The sequence below is a fragment of the Guyparkeria sp. genome (assembly GCF_046545975.1).
In the GTDB taxonomy this organism is placed as follows: domain Bacteria; phylum Pseudomonadota; class Gammaproteobacteria; order Halothiobacillales; family Halothiobacillaceae; genus Guyparkeria.
In genome coordinates, this window is record NZ_JBKGYT010000026.1 from 1 (window position 1) to 23,632 (window position 23,632).

A 23,632-nucleotide genomic window follows, 5' to 3' on the forward strand; every position below is an offset into this window, starting at 1 on the left:
ACCGAAAATGAAAAAGGGCCGCAACCGATGTCGCGACCCCTGTCTGGATGCTGTTTCCGTTCAGTGTGCCCACCAGGGCCAGTCGCCCCGGTCGGCACGCAAGCCCAAGGGGCTTACCAGGAGCGGTACGGGCCCGCGTCCTGCTCTGCCCACTGCTCCTCGGCCATGGCCTGAAGCTCCTTGATCTTGTTGGCTTTCTCGATGGCCTTCTCGTACTCGCCCTTGTCGGCCAGCTTGTCGGCTTCGCCGAACAGCGGGCTCTTCGGGTGCGGGCTCCAGGCGAAGTAGCCCTTCTCCTGGACGGCTTCAACGGCTGCCTGGGCTTCCTGCTTGGCCTTCTCGTAGTCCGACTCGCTGGCGGCGTTCGCCGCGCCGACCGAACCGATCAGGGCCAGGCCCGCGGCAGCGGCAACAACACGTGTTGTTTTAATCATTATTTAATGCCTCCTAGGTGGTTTGCTCTTGTAGCGAGTCCGACTTTAGCGCAATCGTTCCCGCGATGCCAATACCCCGTCAGACGGCGTCACGGCGAGCACGGGCATTCATCGGCGCAGGGCGACACGACGTGGTCGGCAGGCGTTTACCCGTCGGCCGGCAGTCACTATAATTGCGCGGACACTTTCTACCATCCGCAAGAGTCCCCATACCATGCGAATCCTCGAGGAAGGTCTCACCTTCGACGACGTGCTTCTCATTCCGGCCCGCTCCTCGGTGCTCCCCCGGGATGTCTCGCTCGTCACGCGCCTGACCCGCAACATCGAAATCAACATCCCGCTGATCTCCGCGGCGATGGACACGGTCACCGAGGCACGCCTCGCGATCGCGCTGGCCCAGGAAGGGGGACTCGGGATCATGCACAAGAACATGACGGCCGCCCAGCAGGCCGAACATGTCCGGCAGGTAAAGAAGCACGAGTCGGGCGTGATCAAGGACCCGATCACGGTCACACCGGACACCAGCATCCGCGACGTCCTGAAGATTACCCGAGACCACTCGATCAGCGGCGTGCCGGTGGTCAGTGATGCCGACCAACTCGTTGGCATCGTCACCAGCCGCGACCTGCGCTTCGAACAGAACCTCGACCAGTCGGTCGCCAACATCATGACCGGCAAGGAACAGCTGGTGACCGTGCAGGAAGGCGCCGGACGAGAAGAAGTCGAGGCGCTGCTGCACAAGCACCGCATCGAGAAGGTACTGGTGGTCAACGGCGACTTCGAGCTGCGCGGCATGATCACCGTCAAGGACATCCAGAAGTCCACCGACTACCCCAACGCCTGCAAGGACGCCTCCGGGCAACTGCGCGTCGGCGCGGCCGTCGGCACCGGCGGTGACACCGAGGAACGCATCGAGGCACTGGTCGCCGCCGGCGTGGACGTGATCGTGGTCGATACCGCGCACGGCCATAGCAAGGGCGTGATCGACCGGGTCGCCTGGGTCAAGAGCCGCTACCCGCAGGTCGACGTGGTCGGCGGCAACATCGCCACCGGTCAGGCCGCGCTCGAACTGGTCGAGGCCGGGGCGGACGCCGTCAAGGTCGGCATCGGCCCGGGCTCGATCTGCACCACCCGCATCGTCGCCGGCGTGGGCGTGCCGCAGATCACCGCCATCTCCAACGTCGCCGAGGCGCTCAAGGGCACCGACGTGCCGCTGATCGCCGACGGCGGGGTTCGCTTCTCCGGCGACTTCGCCAAGGCGATTGCCGCCGGCGCACACTCGGTCATGGTCGGCTCGATGCTGGCCGGAACCGAGGAGTCGCCCGGGGAAGTCGAGCTGTTCCAGGGCCGCTCCTACAAGTCCTACCGCGGCATGGGCTCGCTCGGTGCGATGCAGCAGGGTTCCTCCGACCGCTACTTCCAGGGCGGCACGGCGGCCGAGAAACTCGTCCCGGAAGGCATCGAGGGCCGCGTGCCCTACAAGGGCTCGCTGGTCGCCATCGTGCACCAGATGATCGGCGGGCTGCGTGCCTCGATGGGCTACGTTGGCGCGCGTGACATCGAGACCATGCGCAAGCTGCCGCAGTTCGTGCGCATCACCAACGCCGGCATGCGAGAGTCGCATGTCCACGACGTCTCGATCACCAAGGAAAGCCCGAACTACCGGGTCTGATGCGACCCAGCGCCCGAGAGCATCGGGCGCCGAACGCCTGATCGACCCGGCCCTGCCTGCCGGGTCGAGTCGTTACGGGGGCCCTGCCCCCTTTTGCCCGCAACCACGGAAAACACGATGACCGATTCCGCGACTGCCCAGCACCCCGACATCCACGCCGAACGGATCCTGATCCTCGATTTCGGCTCGCAGTACACGCAGCTGATCGCCCGCCGCGTGCGCGAGTCGAAGGTCTACTGCGAGATCCATTCCTGGGACGTGGACAACGCCTTCGTGCGGGACTTCGACCCGACCGGGATCATCCTCTCCGGCGGGCCGGAGTCGGTCATCGACCCGCAGAATGCCCCGGCCGCGCCGGAACTGGTCTTCACCCTGGGCGTGCCGGTACTGGGCATCTGCTACGGCATGCAGACCATGGCCGCGCAGCTCGGCGGCAAGGTCGAGAATGCCAGCCACCAGGAGTTCGGCTTCGCCAAGGTGCGCGCTCGCGGGCATACCGCGCTGCTCAAAGACATCGAGGACGAGGTCACCGAGGAGGGCTTCGGCCTGCTCGACGTCTGGATGAGCCACGGCGACCACGTCGTCGAGATCCCGGAGGGCTTCAAGCTGATGGCCTCCTCGGACAACGCGCCGATCGCCGGCATGGCCGACGAGACGCGCCAGTTCTACGGGGTGCAGTTCCACCCCGAGGTCACGCACACCCGCCAGGGGGCCCGCATCCTCGAGCGTTTCGTGCGCGATATCTGCGGCACGCAGGGCCTGTGGCGCTCGGACGCCATCATCGAGACGATGATCGACCAGGTCCGCGAACAGGTCGGTGACGAGGAGGTGATCCTCGGGCTGTCCGGCGGGGTGGATTCGTCGGTGGTCGCCGCCCTGCTTCACCGCGCCATCGGCGACCAGCTGACCTGCATCTTCGTCGACAACGGCCTGTTGCGCGAAGGCGAAGGCGACCAGGTGATGCGCACCTTCGCCGAGCACCTGGGCGTGCGCGTGATCCGCGTCGACGCCGAGGACAAGTTCCTCGACCGCCTGGCGGGCGAGCCGGACCCGGAGAAGAAGCGCAAGATCATCGGCAACACCTTCATCGACATCTTCGACGAACAGGCCGGCAAGCGCGAGAACGCCCAGTGGCTCGCCCAGGGCACCATCTACCCCGACGTGATCGAGTCGGCCGGGTCGAAGACCGGCAAGGCCCACGTGATCAAGTCGCACCACAACGTCGGCGGGCTGCCCGAGCACATGAAGCTCGGGCTGGTCGAGCCGCTGCGCGAGCTGTTCAAGGACGAGGTGCGCCAGATCGGGCTGGAACTGGGCCTGCCTTCCGAGATGATCATGCGCCACCCCTTCCCGGGACCGGGGCTGGGCGTGCGCATCCTCGGCGAGGTCAAGGGCGAGTACGCCGATCTGCTGCGCCGCGCCGATGCGATCTTCATCCATGAACTGCGCGAGGCCGGGCTCTACGACCAGGTGTCGCAGGCCTTCGCCGTGTTCCTGCCGGTGCGCTCGGTGGGCGTGATGGGCGACGGTCGCCGCTACGACTACGTCGTCGCCCTGCGCGCGGTGGAAACCATCGACTTCATGACCGCCCGCTGGGCACGCCTGCCGTACGAATTCCTGGAAAAGGTCTCGCTGCGCATCGTCAACGAGGTGCGCGGGATCTCGCGGGTGGTCTACGACGTCACCGGCAAGCCGCCGGGCACCATCGAGTGGGAATGAGCCCCGCTCGGGCATGAGCGGCCGCGACCGGACATACATGCACGAATGCCTGGCCCTCGCCCGGCTCTCCATCGAGGCCGGCGAGGTCCCTGTCGGCGCAGTCGTGGTCGACCCCGAAGGCACGATCATCGGGCGCGGCCACAACCGGCCCGTGGCCCTGCACGACCCCAGCGCCCACGCGGAGATACTCGCCATGCGCGAGGCGGGAAAACGGCTGGGCAACTATCGCCTCGACGACTGCACCCTGTACGTGACGCTCGAGCCCTGCCCGATGTGCCTGGCCGCTGCGTCGCACGCGCGCATTGCCCGGATCGTCTACGCCGCCCCCGACCCGCGCGCCGGCGCCTGCGGGAGCGCCATCGACCTCAACCGCGCCGACTGGCACCACTTCCGTCCCGTCATCGACACCGGCCCCTGCGAGGCCGAGGCCGCCGAACTGCTCACCCAGTTCTTCCGTGATCGCCGCTGACGGGCATAATCCTTCCGCGTCGGAGCGAAGCATCCGCGTACAATGTGTCGCTCTCACCTCTCACACCTGCCTTCTGACATCTCGATCCCATGCCCCTTCTGACCGTAGAAAACCTGCAATTCGCCATCGGCGACCGCAAGCTCCTCGACCACGTCAACCTCACCATGGAGCGCGGCGACAAGTTCGCCCTGATCGGCCGCAACGGCGAGGGCAAGTCCACCTTCCTCAAGATGCTCGCCGGGATCCAGCGGGCCGACGACGGCCAGATCCGGCTCGAACCGGGGGCCAGGGTCGCCTACCTGCCACAGGACCCGCACCTGGACACGGACGATTCGGTGTATTCCGTGATCGCCGAGGGACTGGGCGACCTCCACGACGTGCTGACCGAATACCATCGGCTGGCACAGAACGCCGACAGCGACGCGGCGCTCGACCGCCTCTCGACCCTGCAGCACGAACTGGAAACCCGTGACGGCTGGATGGCCGGACAGAAGATCGACGAAGTGGTCACCCGACTGGGGCTCGACCCCGACGCCTCGGTGCGCGGGCTCTCCGGCGGCGAGCGCCGCCGCGTCCTGCTCGGCCAGGCGCTGGTGCTCGAGCCGGAGCTGCTGCTGCTCGACGAGCCGACCAACCACCTCGACATCGCCGGCATCGAGTGGCTCGAGGACCTGGTCAAGCGTTTCAACGGCGCGGTGGTCTTCATCACCCACGACCGGGCATTCCTCAAGCGGCTCGCCAACGGCATCATCGAGCTCGACCGCGGCCACCTGACCACTTGGCCGGGCGACTACGACAACTACCTGCGCCGCGTCGAGGAGCGCGCCAATGCCGAGGCACAGGAGAACGCCCGGTTCGACAAGACGCTCGCCCAGGAGGAGGTCTGGATCCGCCAGGGCATCAAGGCCCGGCGGACGAGGAACGAGGGCCGGGTGCGGAACTTGGAGAAACTGCGCGCCGAGCGCGCCGCCCGGCGCGAGAAGGCCGGCCGCGTGGCGCTCTCGGCCGACTCGGGCAAGACCTCCGGAAAGATCATCGCCGAGACCGACCACGTCGATGTCACCTTCGGCGAGAAGACCGTCATCCGGGACCTTTCCACCACCATCCTCCGCGGCGACCGCGTCGGGCTGGTCGGCCCCAACGGCGCGGGCAAGTCCACCCTGATCAAGCTGCTGCTCGGCCAGATCGAACCGACGGCGGGCAGGATCAAGCGCGGCACGCAGCTCGAGGTGGCCTACTTCGACCAGCACCGCGCCCAGTTGCGCGACGACTGGACCGCGCTGGAGAACCTCTGCGACGGCGGCGACCGGCTGCAGGTGGGCGAGTCCAACGTCCACGGCATCGGCTACCTGCAGCAGTTCCTGTTCACACCCGAGCGGGCACGCACCCGGGTGGAACTGCTCTCCGGCGGGGAGCGCAACCGCCTGCTGCTGGCCAAGCTGTTCGCCAGGCCGGCCAACCTGCTGGTGCTGGATGAACCCACCAACGATCTCGATCTCGAGACCCTCGAGGTGCTCGAGCAGGCGCTGGCCGACTACGACGGCACCCTGCTGCTGGTCAGCCACGACCGGGCGTTTCTCGACAACGTCGTCACCAGCCTGCTGGTGTTCAAGGGCGACGGCGAGATCGAGGAGGTCTTCGGCGGCTACCAGGACTACCTGGAGCGACGCGAGGCCAGGACCGCCGCGCCCGCCGCGCCGAAGCCGACCCGGTCGACGGGCGGCAAGGGCTCGTCACCACCGCCGAAACCGAAGAAGACGAAGAAGCTGTCCTACAAGGATCAGCGCGAACTCGACGCGCTGCCCGCGCGCATCGAGGCGCTGGAAACCGAGCAGGCCGAGCTCAACGCGACCATCAGCGACCCGGCGTTCTACGAGGGCGACCCGGCCGAGGTCCAGCGCACGCTCGACCGGGTGGGCGAGCTGGAGGCCGAGCTCGAGAAAGTGCTGGAGCGCTGGATGGAACTGGAGGCCCTGACCGACGGCGACTGATCTTCATCAACGAGCTCCCGGGCGGAGGCTTGCATGCCGGACGTGGCCTTCCCGGCCCGACGTTTCAACCTTCGTCTGGCTTATCCATGCGAATGGCGGTCCTCCTCCGCTGCCAGCTTCGCCCGGATGAAATCCGGGTGCGACACGTAAAGGAGCTCCGCGATGTGGCGGATGATCGACTCCTCGAGGTGGTGCTTGTCGTCGTCGGCCCAGGCCACCCGCCACAGCGACTCGACCACGCGGTAGCGCTCGGCCGGGTCGAGCCGGTCGTTGAGCACGCGCACGAACGGGAAGAACCCCGTGGAATCGTCCACCTCGTCGGCGGCATGCTCCACCAGATCACGCGCCTCCTCGTGACTCATGCCGAAATCCTCGACCAGCGCCGTGGCGATGATCTCGAGCTCGTCATCGGCCACCTCGAAGTCGGCCCGGGCCACCTCCATCAGGAGAATGGCCACGGCAGCGTTCACCGAGCGCGGCGTCTCGGCCGGCTCGGTCCCGCCGCCGGGAAAGAAGATCTCGCGAAGGGTTTTCAGCATGGCCGTCTTCCGCTGGTTGAGGGGATGGGTGCACGGGCACCTGCTGAGACTGGTCGAAGGGCCCACCGTTCACTGATCCGTTAGACTGACCGCCATGTCGAGCCGAAAACCGAATCATCCGGACCGCCGGGACGGCCCTCATTCCAGGGAAAGATGTGGCGTGATGACCGCGCCTGCATCCCTCGCCGCCACGGCCCGGCGCACCAAGGCGGGGCGATCGGCATGAAGTGCCGTATCGATCATCCGCTGGGCGAGATCGAGGTTACCCGCAAGCGGATCCGAAACCTGTACCTTCGCCTGGGCGAGACGCCCGACAGCTTGCGGGTCAGCGTTCCGGCGCGGCTGAGCGATGCCGAGATCCGGGCCTTCGTTACCGCCCGGGCCGAATGGATCCGGCGCCAGCGGGAGAAGATCGCCCGCCGGCCACCCGGATGGGACACCGGTTCGCTCCCTGAGTCCATCCACCTGCTGGGCCAACACCACGCGCTCAAGGCCGCGCGCGACCCCGAGCTGCGGCCCGGAAAGGCTACGGTCTGCACCCAGGGCGACCGACTGGTCATCACCAGCCGCGACGGGGACATGTCGAGCATCCGGGCGGCCCTGCGGAGCCACTGCCGCAGCCTGCTGGACCGGACATTGCGCGACCGGCTGCCCCAGTGGACCGACCGGATGGGCCTGCCCCTCCCCGAGCACCGCATCCGGCGCATGAAGACCCGCTGGGGCACCTGCAACATCCGCGACCGACGCATCTGGCTGAACCTGGAGCTTGCCCGCATGCCAGTGGAGGTCATCGACCTCGTGGTCGTCCACGAGCTGGCCCACCTGATCGAGCGGGGCCACAATGCCCGCTTCTACGCCGTCATGGACCGGCACTACCCGGCCTGGCGCGAACACGAGCCGGCCCTGGAGCGATACGGCATCGTCGGCCTGTGAACGTGAACGGATTCCGGAATGCCACAGGTGCCTCACACGCCGTGCGCGGAACCTGGTCGGGTCTGCTGCTCGGCGGTACCCTTTCACGTCGCCCTCTCGAGTCGTGCCCAATCCCTTGTGGAAGGCGTTACAGGAACACTCGAACCAAAAAGCCCGACACCATTGCCGGGCCGGTTCACTCAACCGGGCTGACCGACCGTTAGCTGCCGGATGCCACCGCACTAGAGGGACACTGATCGTCGCCCGACACTTTGCCCGTCAGCTTGAGGAAGGCATTGAACGGCTCGATGACATTCGCCGCCTCCCTCTTCGGTCCCGTGAAGTTCAGCTTGCCGGACATCATCGAACCCATCGCCCCACAGCCGAATCGGCCCTCGCCCATGCATTTCCAGTGCTCGTCCGTGGCGTACATGAGATAGTCCGATTTCTCGTCCAGGTCCGACGTTTTCGCGGCACCGCCATAAGTGCAGACCGCCTTCCCGTCCTGTTCGGCAACATTGAGCTCCACGCGTGATTCAAATCCGCACTCGTCGCGATACATCTGAATCACCTTGTATCCCTTGTCCGACGTGTTAGCCGACCACTTGTCACCAACCAGCCCGGTAACCAGTTCATCCGTTTCGTTCCATTTCTCGCAAACGGCCTGAGCCCACTTCTCGCTCATGAACGGCCCAGCCACCGCCATGGACGACGACGAAAACAGAATCGCGGCCATCGAGGCCGTGCCGATCAGTCCTTTCCCGTAACGCATTATCATGTACCTCCACTTGTACGCATATGATTATCAAAAAGCCGGAAAACCGTCCATGCAGGTAGACAGCCGGCTAGATAAAAACTAAGCGGAAACAAGACAAAAAACAAAAACAAACTTTTCTATTTTTCATAGAGAAGACCGCATAACACCATGCAACTAATACGATACAAATAATCCTATATTATTAATGCTCAATCATTACAAAAACACCGGTGAAATCGAGAAGAATTCACCGTATTCAGGAATGCAAGGCACACACGAAATGCGGTTTTGTGCAGAAACAAGAACGACTCCCCGGGGCGAAGTCGAACCGATCGCTCCCGGGGATCCTAGATGGAAGGCGTTTGGAAAGACCGGATGGTCCTGGAGAGTTCTCGTGACTTCCCGGCCAGAGGGATTCGCCCTGCCCCTCCCTGCCATCAAGGCAATCCGTGGTTCAAGGCCGTTGACTGCGGGCGGCCGCCTAGGGCGCCCGACTAACCACCGAGCGACCAGCGGAAGGTGGCATTGACCCGGCCGTCGCGACTATCGGTCTCGATATCGCGGTCGCCCACGGGAACGGCGTACTCGACACTCAGCCGATACGTGCGACCGCGCGCAATGGCAACGCCTGCGGCGGCCGACGCGAGATCGTTCTCGATATCCCTGTCATTGAAACGGGTCCGGGCGCCGTCCAGCGCGACATATGGCTCGACCTGACGGACCCAGCCGTTATCCAGCGAGTGCTTGTAACGCAGGACGATCTCGCCGGCCACCCCGTAATCGCCCTCCGCCTGGCCGGAGCTGTAGGCCCGCCCGAAGCGCGTCCCGCCGTAGTTGCCCCTTTCGGGGGCCGGCAACGCGTCGTTCGACCAGAATCCTTCCGTCCGCACATCGACCTGGAACGACTCGCCGATGATCTCGCGCCACAGGCCTTGCAACGCAAACCGCGTAAATTGCAGGTCTTCTGCCGGCTCGAGATCCCGCCTCGAGCTGCCGTTCTCGAGGTGCGCGTCCTGCCGGTTGTTCCCGAGATCGACCCCCTGGCGGACTTCCAGCCGCAAATCCAGCAGGCGGCTATCGAACGAGCGTTTAACGCCGGTACCGAGCTCGATCGCCGAATACGCCAGGTCTTGCTCCAGACGAAGGCTGTCGCCAATATCGGTACGCGTCCGCTCCTTGACCTGGTCCAGGTGCCCGTCAACGGTCCACTGGTGGCGATGAAACAGCGAGATCGGGAAGTCGCCACCAAGGCGATACCGAGTGGCGGTCTTTGCCTGATCCAGGCGAATGCCTCCGGCAATCGGCAACGTGCCGACCTCTTCCGTCTCGTATCGGCTCGCACTCCCGTCCAGGCGCCAGCCATCCGTTCCGACTGACTGTTCATATTCGACCGAATAGAACGAGTCGTCATCGTCGATCGGCACCAGGGACGCCACCGAGAGCTTTTCCGCGTACGGCGTGTTGGCCTGCAAGGCCACGCTTCCCAGCATCTGATAGTCATCGATTTCGTCACCGGACATCGACAGGGCCGGCTCGATCCGCCGGACGGATTGTTCCACCACTCGCAGCGTGGTGGCACCATTCGGCGTCCGGGGCACCGGCGCGTTGACCTTCACCTGCACCCCGGGGATCCGCGACATCAGGGCGGTGTAACGCTCGAATGTCTCGCGGGTCAGCGGGCGCTCGTCGATGATCCGCTCCGCCAAGGCCTCGACTCGCTTTTTCACCGGCCCATCGGAGACCTCGATCTCGGTGCGAGCGACATACCCCTCCACCAGCACCACCGTCAGCACACCCTGATCCAGCCCTTCTTGTGCGAGATAGGCGTAGGAGAGCGGGTATCCCGCGTCCTGGTATTGGCGAGTGATGCGGTCAATGGCCTCGGAAATCCGTTCTGCCGATACGTTCTTCCCGATCATGGGTTCGAAGTCTTCGGCCAGTTCCTCCAGGGCGAAGACGCTCCCCCCTTGAAACCTGACGCTCGATACCTCGATCGAGGAACCGTCATCGGACCCTTCGACCCCTTTCGGCAACGTGACCGTCGATCCGGTATCTCGCCCGGCATCCTCGCGCTCTTCCTGTTGCTCCTTGGACAGTGCCGGGTGACGCTCATCCACCATCTGGGGGACGACCTGGGCACTGGCTGTCGATAGCGTCAAGGCAAGGATCAGGGATGCAAGCAGCCACCCTTTCACCATCCGATCGGCCGCCCCCGGGGGCGCGATCACCTGCCTTGCGGCAGGCGCAATGCAATCAATTCGATTCATACCTTTCTCTATGCGAATCCGGCAATCAATCGGGTCGAACGGCACCCGTGGCAACGGCCGGGATGGACAACCGGCCCGGCCCTCACCAAAAAACAAGGGCCTGGCGCGCCTCGGTCACGTCACCAGACCCCATCATCCATCTTCAACCGGGAAAACCGTTACTGTCGTTCACCTGCAGGTACAGGCTGGCTCAGAGACTGCCTCCGGTCAGGCCGCCGACCACGCCGGACAAGCCTTCCTTCCCGTCGTCGACACTATCCTCGATGCCGTCGGTCGCCCCGGAGAGGCTGCTGTCCTGGTCACCCGAGGTGGAAGTCACGCCCTCAAGGCCACCGGCATCGAGATGGCCGCCGGTCAACGTGTCCGACAACTGCTCGACCGGTGCCTGAAGCACGTTGGAGATGCTCGCCGATCCATCGAGTGCGCCGACCAATTGACCCGACCCCGAGACGTCCAGGGCAGAGATGCTGGCACCTGCCTGCACGAGCACCTCACCGGCGCCGGATGTGACCTCGCTTCCCACCGGGGTTTCAACCTGGCTGATGGCCCCTCCCAGCATGGACACGGCGTCGCCCACAGGACCGAGACCTGCCTTCATCCCTTCGATGTCACCCGGTGTCATGCCGTCAAAGCCCGGCGGGTTGCCCGCGTCACCGCCGGCAGTGAGCAACTTGCCGCCACCCGACACCATTTGCGCCCCGCCGGTCATCATCTTTTCCGGTCCCGACAGGCGTGGGTCTGCCGCGCCGGCGACCCCCGCACCCTTGATGAACAGTGCCGCAGATTGGTCCAGCATCTTGCTGGCTACCGGTCCGATCAGCAGGGCATCGCCGGCATAACCGACACCGTCCTCGGTCTGCATCATGACCGGCTGGACCACGGCGCTGAGTTGAGCGGTTCCCTTGCCGATGGTGGTGTCATCCGAAAACTCGGCGGCGAAGCGATCACCGGCATCCGTGACCTTCACGCCGAGATCCGACACGGTTCCCCCCAGCGCGGTGACGGCGCCCGACGACTCGTCCACCTGCATGAAGACGGGCATGCCGTTCATCGATTCGACCATCTCGCCCGAAGCGACGACAACGTCACCACTTTCCCCCAGGCCCTTGCTGCCGGCAGCGAAGGTGGTCCCGAGGAAATTGTCGTTTTCACGGTAGTTGCCCAGCCCTTCGTCAAGGCCCCCGGCAAAGGCATCGAACATGTCGCTGCTGGAGATCAACACCTCCCCGGTTCCCGACGTGACTTCGCCGCCTACCGGCATGTCGATCGCCTTGATCTCTTCGCCGGCCGTCGATACGGTCTCGCCGGTTCCGCTAGTGGAAGTCGACGCGCCCTGGGCCGTCTGCTCGACGCCACTGTCACTTTCACCGGCACTGCTACTGCTCGAGCCGTCCTCGTTGGCAAGTGAACCCCCCCCCGAGCCTGCACAGCCGGCAAGGATCAGTGCGGAGGCCACGGCCGTCAGAGGCGCCAGGAATCGTTTACGTTGAGACATTGCTTTTGCTCCTTCTTCAGCTCAACTGATCAGGGAAGCCTGCAGTGGCACTGCTGATGCGTCCCTGCCTGATGGCTAGTTGTTGTCGAATCCATCGGTGAGCGATGCTAAAACCCCGCATACGAAGGGCGCACTAGTCCATTAGTACGGGGGCAATGCCGGCAAATGGAGGCGAACCCTGCCCCGTGAACCGGTCCGGTGTCGGCCCGGAAACCCTTTGCCGTTCGGCCCGCAACCCGAACAAGGGTGCACACGGGTCGGAACCGAAAACCGCATTGGAGCGGTATCCAGTGCCCGAATGGAGACCAGCCGTCGGGTATCTCCCACGGCAAGAACCACCCACGCGTGACCAGGAAGGCACCGTCCCGATCCGACGAATGACGCCGCGGAACCCGGCATAACCAAGTGAATAGGCGCAGGCAGGCACCCCACCGCAAAACACGGGTTCGGCGCACGACGACATGCCGGGTAACCGGTAAAACCCGGTCCCGGAGGCCCCCAAGTAACCCCACGTACGCCGCGATGGGCCAGAACGATCCTGCATGGCGGCGCGGGAGCGCGCCGAATGCGGGCGCAACGGCATGCGAGACCACTCGTTGCGCTAGACTTCCTCTCCCCAGGAAAACTCAACGAAGAAGCGAGCGATTCGATGTGTGGTATTTGCGGATGGCTGGAAACCGGAACGCGTGACGGCAACCTGACCGCCGTGCGGCGGATGATAAGCCGGCTGGAGCGGCGCGGGCCGGACCACGAGGGCAGTTTCTCCGACGGGCCGCTGGCCTTCGGCCATCGCCGGCTGTCGATCCTGGACCTGTCCTTCCACGGCCACCAGCCGATGGTCGACCGCGAGCGCGGGCTGGCGATCGTCTTCAACGGCACCATCTACAACCATCCGCAACTGCGCGAGGAACTGGCCGCACTCGGCCACCGCTTCGCCTCCACCGGCGACACGGAAGTCATCCTCACCGCCTTCCGTGAGTGGGGGCCCGACAGCGTGGCCCGGCTGGACGGCATGTTCGCCTTCGCCATCTGGGACATGCGCGACGGCTCACTCTTCCTCGCCCGCGACCGCCAGGGCATCAAGCCCCTCTACCACACGGTCGGTGAGGGGCCGTTCCGCTTCGCCTCGTCCATCCCCGCGCTGCTGGCCGCCGGTAACGTCGATACCGACTTCGATCCCGCCGCCCTGCACCACCAGTTCACCCTGCACGCCGTGGTGCCCGCACCCCGCACCATCTTTCGCGGCGTGAACAAGCTGCCCCCCGGCCACTGGATGCGGGTCGACCGCAACGGAAATCAAGCGTTGCAGCGCTACTGGGCGATCGACACGACCGAGGACCACGATGTCCCCGCCGACGAATGGCCGGAGCGGATCCACGAACGCCTGCTGGATGCCGTGCGCAAGCGCCTGACCATCAGCGACGTACCGGTGGGCGTGCTGCTCTCCGGCGGGCTGGACTCCTCGCTGATCGTCGCCCTGGCCCACGAGGCCGGGGTGACGCCGAAGACCTTCACCATCGGCTTCGAGGACCAGCCCGAGGAAAAGGGCAGCGAGTTCGAGTACGCCGACCCGGTCGCCGAGCGCTACCGGACCGAACACTTCCGCTTCCACGTGCCCAACGAGCAGGTGCTCACCCGCCTGCCCGAGGCGGTGCGCGAGATGAACGAGCCGATGTTCGGCCAGGATGCCGTGGCCTTCTATCTCCTCTCCGAGCAGGTGGCCCGCGAGGTCAAGGTGGTGCTCTCCGGCCAGGGCGCCGACGAGGTCTTCGGCGGCTACTTCTGGTACCCGAAAATGCGCGACGCAGAAGGGTCGGACCTCGAGCGCTTCGCGCCCTACTACTTCGACCGCAGCCACGAGGAATTGATGGCGATGGTCACCGAACGCTTCCGCGGCCCCGATGCCACCAGCGAACTGGTGAAGAAGGGACTGGCCGGCCACGGTGCCGGCTCGTTCGCCAACCGGGTGCTGGGATTCGATGCCAGCACCCTGATCGTTGACGATCCGGTCAAGCGCGTCGACAACATGACCATGGCCTGGGGGCTCGAGGCGCGCGTGCCCTTCCTCGACACGGGACTGGTGGAAACCGCCATGCGCGTGCCCGCCGAACACAAGCTCGCCCAGGGCGGCAAGGGCATCCTCAAGCGCATCGCCCGCGGTCGCATCCCGGACGCGGTGATCGACCGGCCCAAGGGCTACTTCCCGGTGCCGGCGTTGAAGTTCGTCCGCGGCCCGTTCCTCGAATTCATGCGCGAGATCCTCACCTCCGAGACCGCACGGGCCCGCGGGCTGTTCGAACCGGCCTACGTGGAGAAGCTGCTGGCCGAACCCGACCGCCACTTCACCCGCCTGCAGGGTGCGAAGATCTGGCACCTGGCCGTGTTCGAACTGTGGCTGCAGGAACAGGGCATCGACTGATCACCAACCGCGATGAACTTGCGCGGCGACACGGTGTCTTCAAAGCGTATCGCCCGGTGCACTGACGCAGGGAAAATGCGCTAGAGTCCGGACAAAGGGATATCGACAGACTCATGGGAACGAGTACCGCTATGACCGAGGATTCCATCACCTCCGCCGACCCGCTCGTCTACGAGGACTGGGGCGGCGGGAGGATCGACTGGTCGCTGGCCGCCGCCTCGCTCCGCGCCTCGATCAACGACACCACGGCCCGGCGCAGCACGCGCCTGGCCGACATGCACAGCCAGGTCGAGGGGCTGATCCGGGTCGCGCGGGGCGAGAAGCTTCGTGTCCTGCTGGGCGTGCTCAACCGCATCGAGCAGGAGATCGAGCGCGAGCAGGAGCAGCCTTCCGCCGACCTCTCGCGCCTGAGCCGCCTGATCCGCTACCTCGAGCGGCTCGCCCGCCACCTCGAGACCACCCCGGAACCCACCCCCGAGGTCATCGCCCTGTACACCGGCGCCAGCGAACTGCCCGAGGTGCTGGCCGACTCGCTGCGGCGCAACGGCTTCGGCGCCCACCCGATCGACCTGGAAGACCCCGACCCGGGCCTGCTCGAGCACACCGGCATCCTCATCTACCTGGCCGACGACGAGCCGGACCAGGCCCACAAGTTCGAACGGCTGACCGACCTGAAGAACCGCATGTCGGCCTGTGCGCAGACGCTGATGATCAGCCGGCGCGACGACTTTTCCGTGCGGGCCGCGGCCGTGCGCGCCGGGATCGATCACGTCATCACCCACCCGATCGATTCGGCCCGTCTCAACACCCTGCTCGCCGGTGCCCGGGTGACCGAGCACGACGACGAGCAGATCACGGTGCTGCTGGTCGACGACATGGCCACCGCCGGCATCTACTGGCGCAAGCAGTTCGCGCGCGAGAACGTGCGCCTGCTGTTCCAGACCCGCCCCGAAGCGGCCTTCGAGACGGCGCTGAACGAGTTCCCGGACGTGATCCTGCTCGATCTCTACATGCCGGAGATGGACGGCATGGATCTCGCGCGCATCTTCCGCGAGCACCCCCAACTCTCGGACGTGCCGATCCTGTTCATGTCCACCGAGGAGCGGGACCAGTACCGGCTCGAGGCGAAGCTCAAGGGCGGCGACGACTTTCTCAACAAGTCGATCTCCGCCGAGGACCTGATCCGCATGGTGCGCTACCGGGCCCAACGCTATCGCCAGGCGCGCGCCGAGCGGATCACCGACTCGCTCACCGGGCTGATGAACCACCGGGCGATCACCCAGATGGTGGACAACGAGCTCGACCGGTCCATCCGCCAGGAACAGCCGCTGTCGGTGGTGATGATCGACATCGACCACTTCAAGCAGGTCAACGACACCCACGGCCACCCCACCGGCGACCGCGTGATCCGCGGCCTGTCCACCCTGCTCAACACCCGCCTGCGCAAGTACGACGGCGTGGGCCGCTACGGCGGCGAGGAGTTCATGGTGGTCCTGCCGGCGACCACGCCGGAGAACGCCGTCAAGCTGATCGACCGGCTGCGCATCCAGTTCGCCGACGAACGCTTCGAGACGGACGACGGGAAGACGATCGGCTGCCGTTTCAGCGCGGGTGTTGCCGGCTACCCGGCACACGTCACCCCGCAGGAAATCATCAACGCGGCCGACGAGGCCCTCTATGCCGCCAAGCAGGCGGGCCGCAACCGGGTGGAGACGCGCGACACGGGCTGACCCCCGGATCCGGCTTGCCAAATCGGTACGAATTTGGTCCCATATAACGGATCTCCCGGGCACTGGCCCGGTCCACCGAATCACTGGAGGCCATCACCAATGGATGCTCTCGAGCGCATTGACCAGTTCGTCAAGGAAAATCCGATCCTCATCTTCATGAAGGGCACCCCGCAATTCCCGACCTGCGGCTTCTCCAGCCGCACGGCCGAGGCGATGAAGGCCTGCGGCGTACCGTTCGGCTACGTCAACGTCATGGCCGACCCGGAGATCATGCAGGCCCTGCCGGCCTACCGGGACTGGCCGACCTTCCCGCAGGTCTACGTCAACGGCGAGCTGATCGGCGGCGCGGACATCACCATCGAGATGTACGAGCGCGGCGAGCTCAAGCCGCTGTTCGAAGAGGCCGTCGCCAAGGCCGAGCAGGAAAAGCCGGCCGAATGACCTCCTCCCGGGCCCGGCATGCGCCGGGCCCTTTCGTTTGAATTCCAGTCTTTCAACGATTTAACGCGACACGAGCCTCGAAAGGGGCTATACTTCGTCGCCTGATTTTCCGCCGAGCCACGAGCCCGCCTTCAGAAGTCCTGACCGATCAGGCACTTCGCGTTGTCAGGGCCCCGCGCCCGTCGCCTGTCCCCGCGGCCCCCGCCGCCTGTAGTTGAGATATCCATGTCCGATACCCCTGCCACCGAGCAACCCTCGGTCCGCTTTGCCGATCTCGATCTGAACCCTGCCATCCAGCAGGCCATCGAAGATGTCGGCTACGAAACCCCGTCGCCGATCCAGGCGCAGAGCATCCCGCCGCTGCTGGAAGGCCGTGACCTGATCGGCATGGCCCAGACGGGCACCGGCAAGACCGCCGCGTTCGCGTTGCCGCTGCTGAGCCGCATCGACACCTCGATCCGTGCCCCGCAGATGCTGGTGCTCGCGCCGACGCGCGAACTGGCCATCCAGGTCGCCGAGGCGATGTCCAACTACGCCCGTCACCTGCCGGACTTCCACATCGCGCCGATCTACGGCGGGCAGGCCATGTTCCAGCAACGCAAGCTGCTCCAACGAGGCGTGCACGTGGTCGTCGGCACCCCGGGCCGCATCCAGGATCACCTGCGACGCGGCACGCTCCAGTTCGACCAGATCCGCATGGTCGTCCTCGACGAGGCCGACGAGATGCTGCGCATGGGCTTTATCGACGACGTCGACGCCATCCTCGGCGAGGTCCCGCCCGAGCGGCAGGTCGCGCTGTTCTCGGCCACCATGCCCGAGCCGATCCGGCGGATCGCCCAGCGCCACCTGCGTGACCCGCTGGAGATCAAGATCAAGGCGACCACCAGCACCGTCTCGGCGATCCGCCAGCGGTTCTGGCCGGTCTCCGGCATGCACAAGCCCGACGCGCTGACCCGCATCCTCGAGGTCGAGGACTTCGACGCCGGCATCATCTTCGTGCGCACCCGACAGGCCACCAACGAGCTGGCCGAGCGGCTGGCCGCCCGCGGCTATGCCGCCGCGGCCCTGTCCGGCGAGATGGGCCAGGCCGAGCGCGAGAAGACCATCGAGAAGCTCAAGAACGGGCAGATCGACCTGGTCGTGGCCACCGACGTCGCCGCCCGCGGGCTGGACGTGCCGCGCATCAGCCACGTCATCAACTACGACATCCCGTACGACACCGAGGCCTACGTCCACCGCATCGGCCGCACCGGCCGTGCCGGGCGCTCGGGCGAGGCGATCCTGTTCGTCACCCCGCGCGAGAAGCGTATGCTCAAGGCGATCGAGCGGGCCACCCGCCAGCCGATCGAGCAGATGCGCCTGCCCAGCGCGACCGACATCGCCAGCAAGCGCAGCGCGCAGCTCAAGGACCAGATCACCGCCGTACGCGAGGCCGAAGACCTGACCCCGTTCGTCGACCTGCTCAACGAGTACCAGAACGAGCACGACATCGAGATGGCCGAGGTGGCCGCCGCGCTGGCCTTCCTGCTGCAGAAGGACCGCCCGGTGATCGCCGAGCAGATCAAGGAGATGGCCCCGCCGCCGGCAATGCAGGAGCGTGACCGCGGCCCCCGCGACGATTCGGACAAGATTCGCTATCGCATCAACGTCGGCCGCGAGCACGGTGTCACCCCGGGCAACATCGTCGGCGCGCTGACCAACGAGGGCGGCATCAACGGCCGACAGATCGGCGCGATCGACATCGAGGCCGATCACAGCTTCGTCGACCTCCCTGCCGGCATGCCCGACCGCCTGATCCAGCAGCTCTCGAACATCCACCTGTTCGGCATCAAGCTGGCACTGCAGAACATGGGACCGGCCCCGGAGGGCCGCCCGCGGCGCAAGCCCCGCGGCCCCGGTGGCCCGGGCGGTCGTCCGGGCAAGGGACGTCCGCCGCGTCGGAACTTCGACCGACGCTGAGACCGAAAACGGCCGCCCATCGGGCGGCCGTTTCTTTTTGCATCCGAATCACGCAGGGAAGCCACTCCGCGGCTTCTTCCCACCGTCAGCTCCCGGCTCCGTTCCACAACGGCACCAGCCCCCTGCCTTCTTCTATCCGAAGAAGCAGGCATTCGGATCCTCGTCGACTTCCTCGAGCAGGTCCTCCAGGCGTTCGGCCTCCGGCAACGGCAGGTAGCGCTGCCATCGACCGTCCATCCGCATCCAGTAGAGCTTCCACACCGAGCGCGAGCGGACGTGGACGAAGCGGGCGAAGGGCTCCTCGATCCGGTGGCCGCGCATCGAGCGGCGTCGCTCGAACAGCTCCACCGCCTGTCCTTCCACGTGGAAACCGATGTCCATCTGCACGCGCAGGTCCACCGGCGGGCGTCGTGCCTCGACGAACTCGGTCACCTGCTTTTCCACCCGCCGGCGGTCGATCTCGCTGAAGGCCACGCCTGCCCCTCAGTCCCGTTCGTGCTGCCAGTGCGGATCGCCGAGGTCGAGCTCCACCGCGGCCACCTGCTCGCCGGCGAACTCGACGTGGCCGTGGTAGCGATCGAACCCGTTGCGACTGAACTCGAAGCCGAAGCGGCGCACCAGCCGCGGCCAGCCTCGCTCGTCTCGTCGGAAGCTGACCTTGCGCAGGCTGACGCTCTGGTCGAGCAACTGCACCTCGGCCTTGAGAGTCGCCTGCTTGGCCAGCGACAGGGCCCGACGACGAAACCGATCGTGCTGGATCCAGGTCCCCACGGCGGCCACCACCAGGATCAGTACGAACAGGTCACCGAGCGTCCACATGCAGCGATTCTTCCTCGAGGCAGAAAGGACCCCGGCAGGCCGGGGTCGGGGGGATTCATGGCAGCAGGCCCGACACCAGCCTCATCGGCGGCATGCAGGGGCCCGTGAGCCGCTTGCCTTTGTACCACAAGTGCGCTAACTTTCGCGTCCCCTGCCGGGGTGGCGGAATTGGTAGACGCAGCGGATTCAAAATCCGCCGGTAGAGATACCGTGTCGGTTCGAGTCCGACCCTCGGCACCAGTTAATCGAACGAAATCAGCATGTTGACCGAAATTTGGCGTGCTTTTGGCGTAACGGCAGACACGCCTATCAGGCTCTGACCGAAACCCAACTGGAACGCAAGGCGATCACAGCGACAAGTCGGCATTTGGGATCACTTCCGACTTCGACATTATCGCAGGCGTCGCCCCCATCTTGAAGGTACCGTAGTCAACGACAAGTTGCTCAAACTAACGGGCAACTCTAGGACATATCAGTTTAATCGCGGTCGAACCACGCAATTCGGTTCACAACCATGTCGTCCACCGCCTCGATCTCCTTCCACGTCCGCCCGGGGCGGCTCAGCCACTGTTTCTCGTTGCCCAACTTTATCACCCGCCCCTCGGTGGTCTCTGAGCCACGGTCCGATAGGACGCTCGACCGAGATCTAGATGTAATCTCTCGATAGATTGTTGGTGCCAAGCGTACGCGAATGACTGGGGGTACGAATCCAAACCAACTTCCGGGAACCACCCAATGAACGCCCGCCAGAAAACTCGCGTGATACCTCATGGCCAACGGGTGGTGGTCAAACATATCGTCGGTGGACCGTCTGCGCGAAGAAAAGCAACCGCTGAAGGGGGTCACACGTTCGTCACACGCAAATGTGGTGGTTGGGGTAGCCACTCGGCGATTGGCAACTCTCAGCAGGGAACCTAGAAAACCCTGCTACACCACCGCAGCCCGAATGCTCGCTTCTCACACCTATCGACTTGAATATTTCGTCACTCACTGCGCGTCTCAGTGCACCCGGACGATTTGCCACGATTTTTCGGTATGCCCAACAGTAAGGTGAAACCATTCCACAACCTGATGGCCCGCCCGGGAATCGAAGAGGAACTACATCGGACTTTCCTTAACGAAAACGAGGCAGAGCCCCTTCGGGCGTCCCATCTTTGAGGGCAATCTCAACCTTTAGCAACCGCCCGCTTGCCAGACTCGCGAAGGCGTCCACGATTTCGGTTGCCAGCCCATCGATTTCACCGACTCCCTCTGCGATCGGCACCAGGCGCAATACCGGCGAGTCGTCGCCGGCATTGCGCCCAAGCTCAATACAGCCGGATCGCTCTCCACCCGCCACGTCGATCAGACCATTGCCGGCGACGTAGTCCGCGTGCCGGGTCTGGAGAACCGACAGCCATTGCATGATCAGCGCGAGAAGACGAATGCCGGACAGGGCCGGATGCCAGGCATCTGCTCCTGCGGGCACGCGGACATCGACGAAGCCGGGCGATGCCAGCTGCGGCAGCAGGGTATCGAACGCCGATAGGGTTCCGACGACACCTGCCGGATTTGGCGTCAGGACATCCACCAATACCTGAATCTGATCATCCAGCGTCCGGGTGGAGGCAAGAATCCGGTCGAGTTTTCCCTCGGCGCCCCGAAGGGGTTCTGCCAGAATCTCATCACCGTCCGCCAGACCGGCGGCGACCTTTCTCACCCGGGTACGAGTATTGTGGGCCGACATCGAGATCCCGTTGAGCACTCCTCGCAGCTCGTGTGCCTGGGCACGAACGAGACGATGAACCATCTCGCCAAGTACCTCCATGCCACCGAGATAGTCCATGGTCTCATCGGCCTGCGGATTCGCCTCCATGCCTTTCATGTTTTCTCCTATGTCTTGTCGATAAGTTCCAGTAATGCATCCGGGTCGACCGGTTTGCTCAACACCCGGGCTCCCGGAATATGCTCACGCTCCAGCAAATGATTCAGATCCGCTCCGGAGACGAACACCACCGTGACATCAGGGTTCATCAGACGAGCATTCTCGGCGATCTCCGGCCCACTGCTCCCCGGAATGAAGAAATCCACGACCAGCGTATCCACGTCGGTCCAATCAACCTCACCGATATCCTCCACGATCGGGACCGCAATGATTTGAAATCCCTCGAACTCGAGCATTTCCTCAAGCTCCTGAAGCATTTCGCGATCATCGTCGACCAACACCACCCTGCCATTCACGTCGCTCATCGCCATCTATACTTCCTGTCACGAATTACCAAATACCCCGGACTGGCAATCAATTTGCCCAATTGCCTCTTGCGGGAACACGGATATCGTCTCCGAGACGGGGCAGATCAGGTCCCTGTTCAGACGAGAGAGCGTGAATATCCAGGTTTGCGGGAATAGCCTCAATCTCATCCGCCGGTACCGGGCGTCCCAGCAGATACCCTTGACCCACGTGAAAGCCCAATTCCGTGGCAAGTTGCAGGTGCGAGGCGGTCTCGATCCCCTCGATCACCACCCGAATACCCCGCTGCAGGCAGATGTCAGCAATCGAACGAATGAACTGACCACCCTTGTCGTCAGAGGCATTTTGCAGGAACCAGCGGTCCAGCTTCACCTCGGTCAACGGTAAGCGAACCAGACAGTCCAAATTCGCCGCTCCCTTGCCGAAATCGTCCAGAGAAACCCCGAAGCCGCTCACACGGGCCCGTACGATCCCCAGCAGTTCAGTTTCGTCCAACGAACTGAAATTCTCGGTCAGCTCCAGAGTAAAGGTCGAAGGGGCCAGTCCCTGTCGCTCGGCCACGTCCTCGATAGCCCTCTCCAGCCGCTCATCGCCAAAGATCACCGCCGCCGCATTGACGGCCAGGTGATCGGGACGTCGCTTCTCTTCCAACTTGGCAAAAGCCTCCGCCGAGCGAGCAAGCATCTGCTGGAAAAAAGGCCAAGCGAACTCCCCGCCGTTAAGATAAGCATGAAACGCAGCCGGACTTAGATAATCGCCCTCCGATTGCCGAAACCAGCGTGCCAGCGCTTCAAAACCAACCAGACTACCATCACGCAAATCGTACTGCGGTTGCAGGAACGGGTACACGGCCCCCTTGCCTAACCCTATCCGCACCTCCTCGGGGTCGAGCATCGCGGGAGGAACCGGTCTTTCCTCCATCTGCTTCCAGGGCTCGATCTCGATCACCCTCTCGAGCCGATCGAGGTCCAGCGGCTTTCTCATTTCCGCAATAACGCCACCCTCTCCCAGCGAATTCGCCACCCGATAGGCGCTTTCGAGAAGCTCACGGTCCAGCCCGGATATCAGGACGATAGCCGGTTTGCGCTCCGTCTCCCCGAAGGCGTCACGGATCAAGTCCAGGCTGTCACCGTCCTTTAGCTTGAGGTCGAGCAGCAGCAGATCGAAAGACTCACGGGTTAGCCAACGGCGAGCATGGTGCCGGTCGCCCGTCGCCACCAACCGCCCAACTCGTGGCGCCAGGAACTCCACGAGTTCTTCTCGGAAACACGAGTCGTCATCAACCAGCATCACGGCCGGGCGGGCGAGGGAGTTGGGCACGGTCTGCATCGACAATCCATTAGCACTAGTGGAACGTGGCAAGACCAGCATAACCAAGAACGGTCCGCCTCCCACCCGTCAAATCGGACTAAGCCAACCATAGATCGAGAGGACGAGAATAGGCCCTTAGGAACCCTCTTCACGAATGCCATCCGGTTGGAGCGCGTCTTGATCCGTACCGATACGAGGCGACCGTCGCGCGCAGAAGAGTCATTCTCTTTCCAAGGACGGCAACGCAGCCGATGCACGGCTCATAGCCCCTTAGAAAACCAGTTCCGCTCGCCCCTGCCCGATTTCGATCGAACCTGCCTCAACCTCGGCACGGGCCACCTGAAGCCCCAATAGCTCGAGAAGCGGATCGATCAGCAGATCATCCAGAACGGAGAGTAGCGGTGAGAGCAAAGAGGTCAACGCATCGAGGACAGGCTGCAACAGCTCGCCCAAGGGCAAGTCGAGCAA

The 23,632-nt window shown here is 64.5% G+C and carries 20 protein-coding genes and 1 tRNA gene; 10 read left to right on the plus strand and 11 right to left on the minus strand.

All coding sequences use genetic code 11. The annotated features are described in order from the left end of the window. Positions 1-113: 113 nt before the first annotated feature. Complete coding sequence (locus tag ACLFMY_RS04025; protein ID WP_410763273.1) at positions 114-434, minus strand: hypothetical protein; 321 nt, start codon at positions 432-434, stop codon at positions 114-116. A 214-nt stretch (positions 435-648) separates the two neighbouring features. Between ACLFMY_RS04025 and guaB the strand changes: the two genes are divergently transcribed. From guaB to ACLFMY_RS04045, 4 genes are all read left to right on the plus strand, one after another. Continuing rightward, on the plus strand, positions 649-2,106 hold the full coding sequence (guaB, locus tag ACLFMY_RS04030; protein WP_410763274.1) for an IMP dehydrogenase: 1,458 nt from the start codon (positions 649-651) through the stop codon (positions 2,104-2,106). Between the two features lie 117 nt (positions 2,107-2,223). After that, on the plus strand, positions 2,224-3,825 hold the full coding sequence (gene guaA, locus ACLFMY_RS04035; protein WP_410763275.1) for a glutamine-hydrolyzing GMP synthase: 1,602 nt from the start codon (positions 2,224-2,226) through the stop codon (positions 3,823-3,825). 13 nt (positions 3,826-3,838) lie between these two features. Continuing rightward, positions 3,839-4,294 (plus strand): tRNA adenosine(34) deaminase TadA, encoded by a 456-nt coding sequence (tadA, locus tag ACLFMY_RS04040; RefSeq protein WP_410763276.1) that lies wholly within the window; start codon positions 3,839-3,841, stop codon positions 4,292-4,294. Positions 4,295-4,383: 89 nt separating this feature from the next. After that, positions 4,384-6,285: an ATP-binding cassette domain-containing protein gene (locus tag ACLFMY_RS04045; RefSeq protein ID WP_410763277.1), complete on the plus strand. Its 1,902-nt coding sequence runs from the start codon at positions 4,384-4,386 to the stop codon at positions 6,283-6,285. Positions 6,286-6,365: 80 nt separating this feature from the next. On the opposite strand, the gene ACLFMY_RS04050 is transcribed toward ACLFMY_RS04045, so the two are convergent. Continuing rightward, positions 6,366-6,824, minus strand: coding sequence for a TerB family tellurite resistance protein (locus ACLFMY_RS04050; RefSeq protein WP_410763279.1), 459 nt, complete (start codon positions 6,822-6,824; stop codon positions 6,366-6,368). 222 nt (positions 6,825-7,046) lie between these two features. On the opposite strand from ACLFMY_RS04050, the gene ACLFMY_RS04055 reads away from it, so the two are divergent. Then, entirely contained in the window at positions 7,047-7,757 is a 711-nt protein-coding gene (locus ACLFMY_RS04055) for a M48 family metallopeptidase (RefSeq protein ID WP_410763280.1), read from the plus strand. A gap of 199 nt (positions 7,758-7,956) precedes the next feature. Here ACLFMY_RS04055 and ACLFMY_RS04060 read toward each other — a convergent pair whose 3' ends face one another. The 3 genes from ACLFMY_RS04060 to ACLFMY_RS04070 all read right to left on the minus strand — a co-directional run bounded on the left by ACLFMY_RS04060 (position 7,957) and on the right by ACLFMY_RS04070 (position 12,255). After that, positions 7,957-8,514: a sterol-binding protein gene (locus ACLFMY_RS04060; RefSeq protein ID WP_410763281.1), complete on the minus strand. Its 558-nt coding sequence runs from the start codon at positions 8,512-8,514 to the stop codon at positions 7,957-7,959. A 473-nt stretch (positions 8,515-8,987) separates the two neighbouring features. Further along, a complete protein-coding gene (locus ACLFMY_RS04065) occupies positions 8,988-10,760 on the minus strand; it encodes a ShlB/FhaC/HecB family hemolysin secretion/activation protein (protein WP_410763282.1) in 1,773 nt (590 codons plus the stop codon). Between the two features lie 190 nt (positions 10,761-10,950). Then, a complete protein-coding gene (locus ACLFMY_RS04070; RefSeq protein WP_410763283.1) occupies positions 10,951-12,255 on the minus strand; it encodes a collagen-like triple helix repeat-containing protein in 1,305 nt (434 codons plus the stop codon). A 649-nt stretch (positions 12,256-12,904) separates the two neighbouring features. Between ACLFMY_RS04070 and ACLFMY_RS04075 the strand changes: the two genes are divergently transcribed. The 4 genes from ACLFMY_RS04075 (at position 12,905) to ACLFMY_RS04090 (ending at position 18,804) form a co-directional block, all read left to right on the plus strand. Next, positions 12,905-14,674, plus strand: a complete 1,770-nt coding sequence (locus tag ACLFMY_RS04075) for an N-acetylglutaminylglutamine amidotransferase (RefSeq protein ID WP_410763284.1) — start codon at positions 12,905-12,907, stop codon at positions 14,672-14,674. 131 nt (positions 14,675-14,805) lie between these two features. Next, complete coding sequence (locus tag ACLFMY_RS04080; RefSeq protein WP_410763285.1) at positions 14,806-16,404, plus strand: GGDEF domain-containing protein; 1,599 nt, start codon at positions 14,806-14,808, stop codon at positions 16,402-16,404. A gap of 99 nt (positions 16,405-16,503) precedes the next feature. Next, a complete protein-coding gene (grxD, locus tag ACLFMY_RS04085) occupies positions 16,504-16,845 on the plus strand; it encodes a Grx4 family monothiol glutaredoxin (protein ID WP_410763286.1) in 342 nt (113 codons plus the stop codon). Positions 16,846-17,070: 225 nt separating this feature from the next. Then, on the plus strand, positions 17,071-18,804 hold the full coding sequence (locus tag ACLFMY_RS04090) for a DEAD/DEAH box helicase (RefSeq protein WP_410763287.1): 1,734 nt from the start codon (positions 17,071-17,073) through the stop codon (positions 18,802-18,804). Between the two features lie 132 nt (positions 18,805-18,936). Here the strand turns inward: ACLFMY_RS04090 and ACLFMY_RS04095 are convergent, their stop codons facing one another. Beyond that, positions 18,937-19,278 carry a DUF3024 domain-containing protein gene (locus ACLFMY_RS04095; protein ID WP_410763288.1) on the minus strand — a complete coding sequence of 114 codons (342 nt, stop codon included), beginning with the start codon at positions 19,276-19,278 and terminating at the stop codon, positions 18,937-18,939. Between the two features lie 9 nt (positions 19,279-19,287). Next, positions 19,288-19,623 carry a DUF3301 domain-containing protein gene (locus ACLFMY_RS04100; RefSeq protein WP_410763289.1) on the minus strand — a complete coding sequence of 112 codons (336 nt, stop codon included), beginning with the start codon at positions 19,621-19,623 and terminating at the stop codon, positions 19,288-19,290. Positions 19,624-19,776: 153 nt separating this feature from the next. Here ACLFMY_RS04100 and ACLFMY_RS04105 point away from each other — a divergent pair. Next, a tRNA-Leu gene (locus ACLFMY_RS04105) sits at positions 19,777-19,863 on the plus strand. Positions 19,864-20,737: 874 nt separating this feature from the next. On the opposite strand, the gene ACLFMY_RS04110 is transcribed toward ACLFMY_RS04105, so the two are convergent. The 4 genes from ACLFMY_RS04110 to ACLFMY_RS04125 form a co-directional block, all read right to left on the minus strand. Continuing rightward, positions 20,738-21,487: a hypothetical protein gene (locus ACLFMY_RS04110; RefSeq protein WP_410763290.1), complete on the minus strand. Its 750-nt coding sequence runs from the start codon at positions 21,485-21,487 to the stop codon at positions 20,738-20,740. 8 nt (positions 21,488-21,495) lie between these two features. Beyond that, entirely contained in the window at positions 21,496-21,858 is a 363-nt protein-coding gene (locus ACLFMY_RS04115) for a response regulator (protein ID WP_410763291.1), read from the minus strand. Positions 21,859-21,901: 43 nt separating this feature from the next. Further along, complete coding sequence (locus tag ACLFMY_RS04120) at positions 21,902-23,182, minus strand: EAL domain-containing protein (RefSeq protein ID WP_410763292.1); 1,281 nt, start codon at positions 23,180-23,182, stop codon at positions 21,902-21,904. Between the two features lie 252 nt (positions 23,183-23,434). Then, positions 23,435-23,632, minus strand: a 198-nt coding sequence (locus ACLFMY_RS04125; protein WP_410763293.1) for a hypothetical protein, incomplete at its 5' end; no start/stop codon positions are given.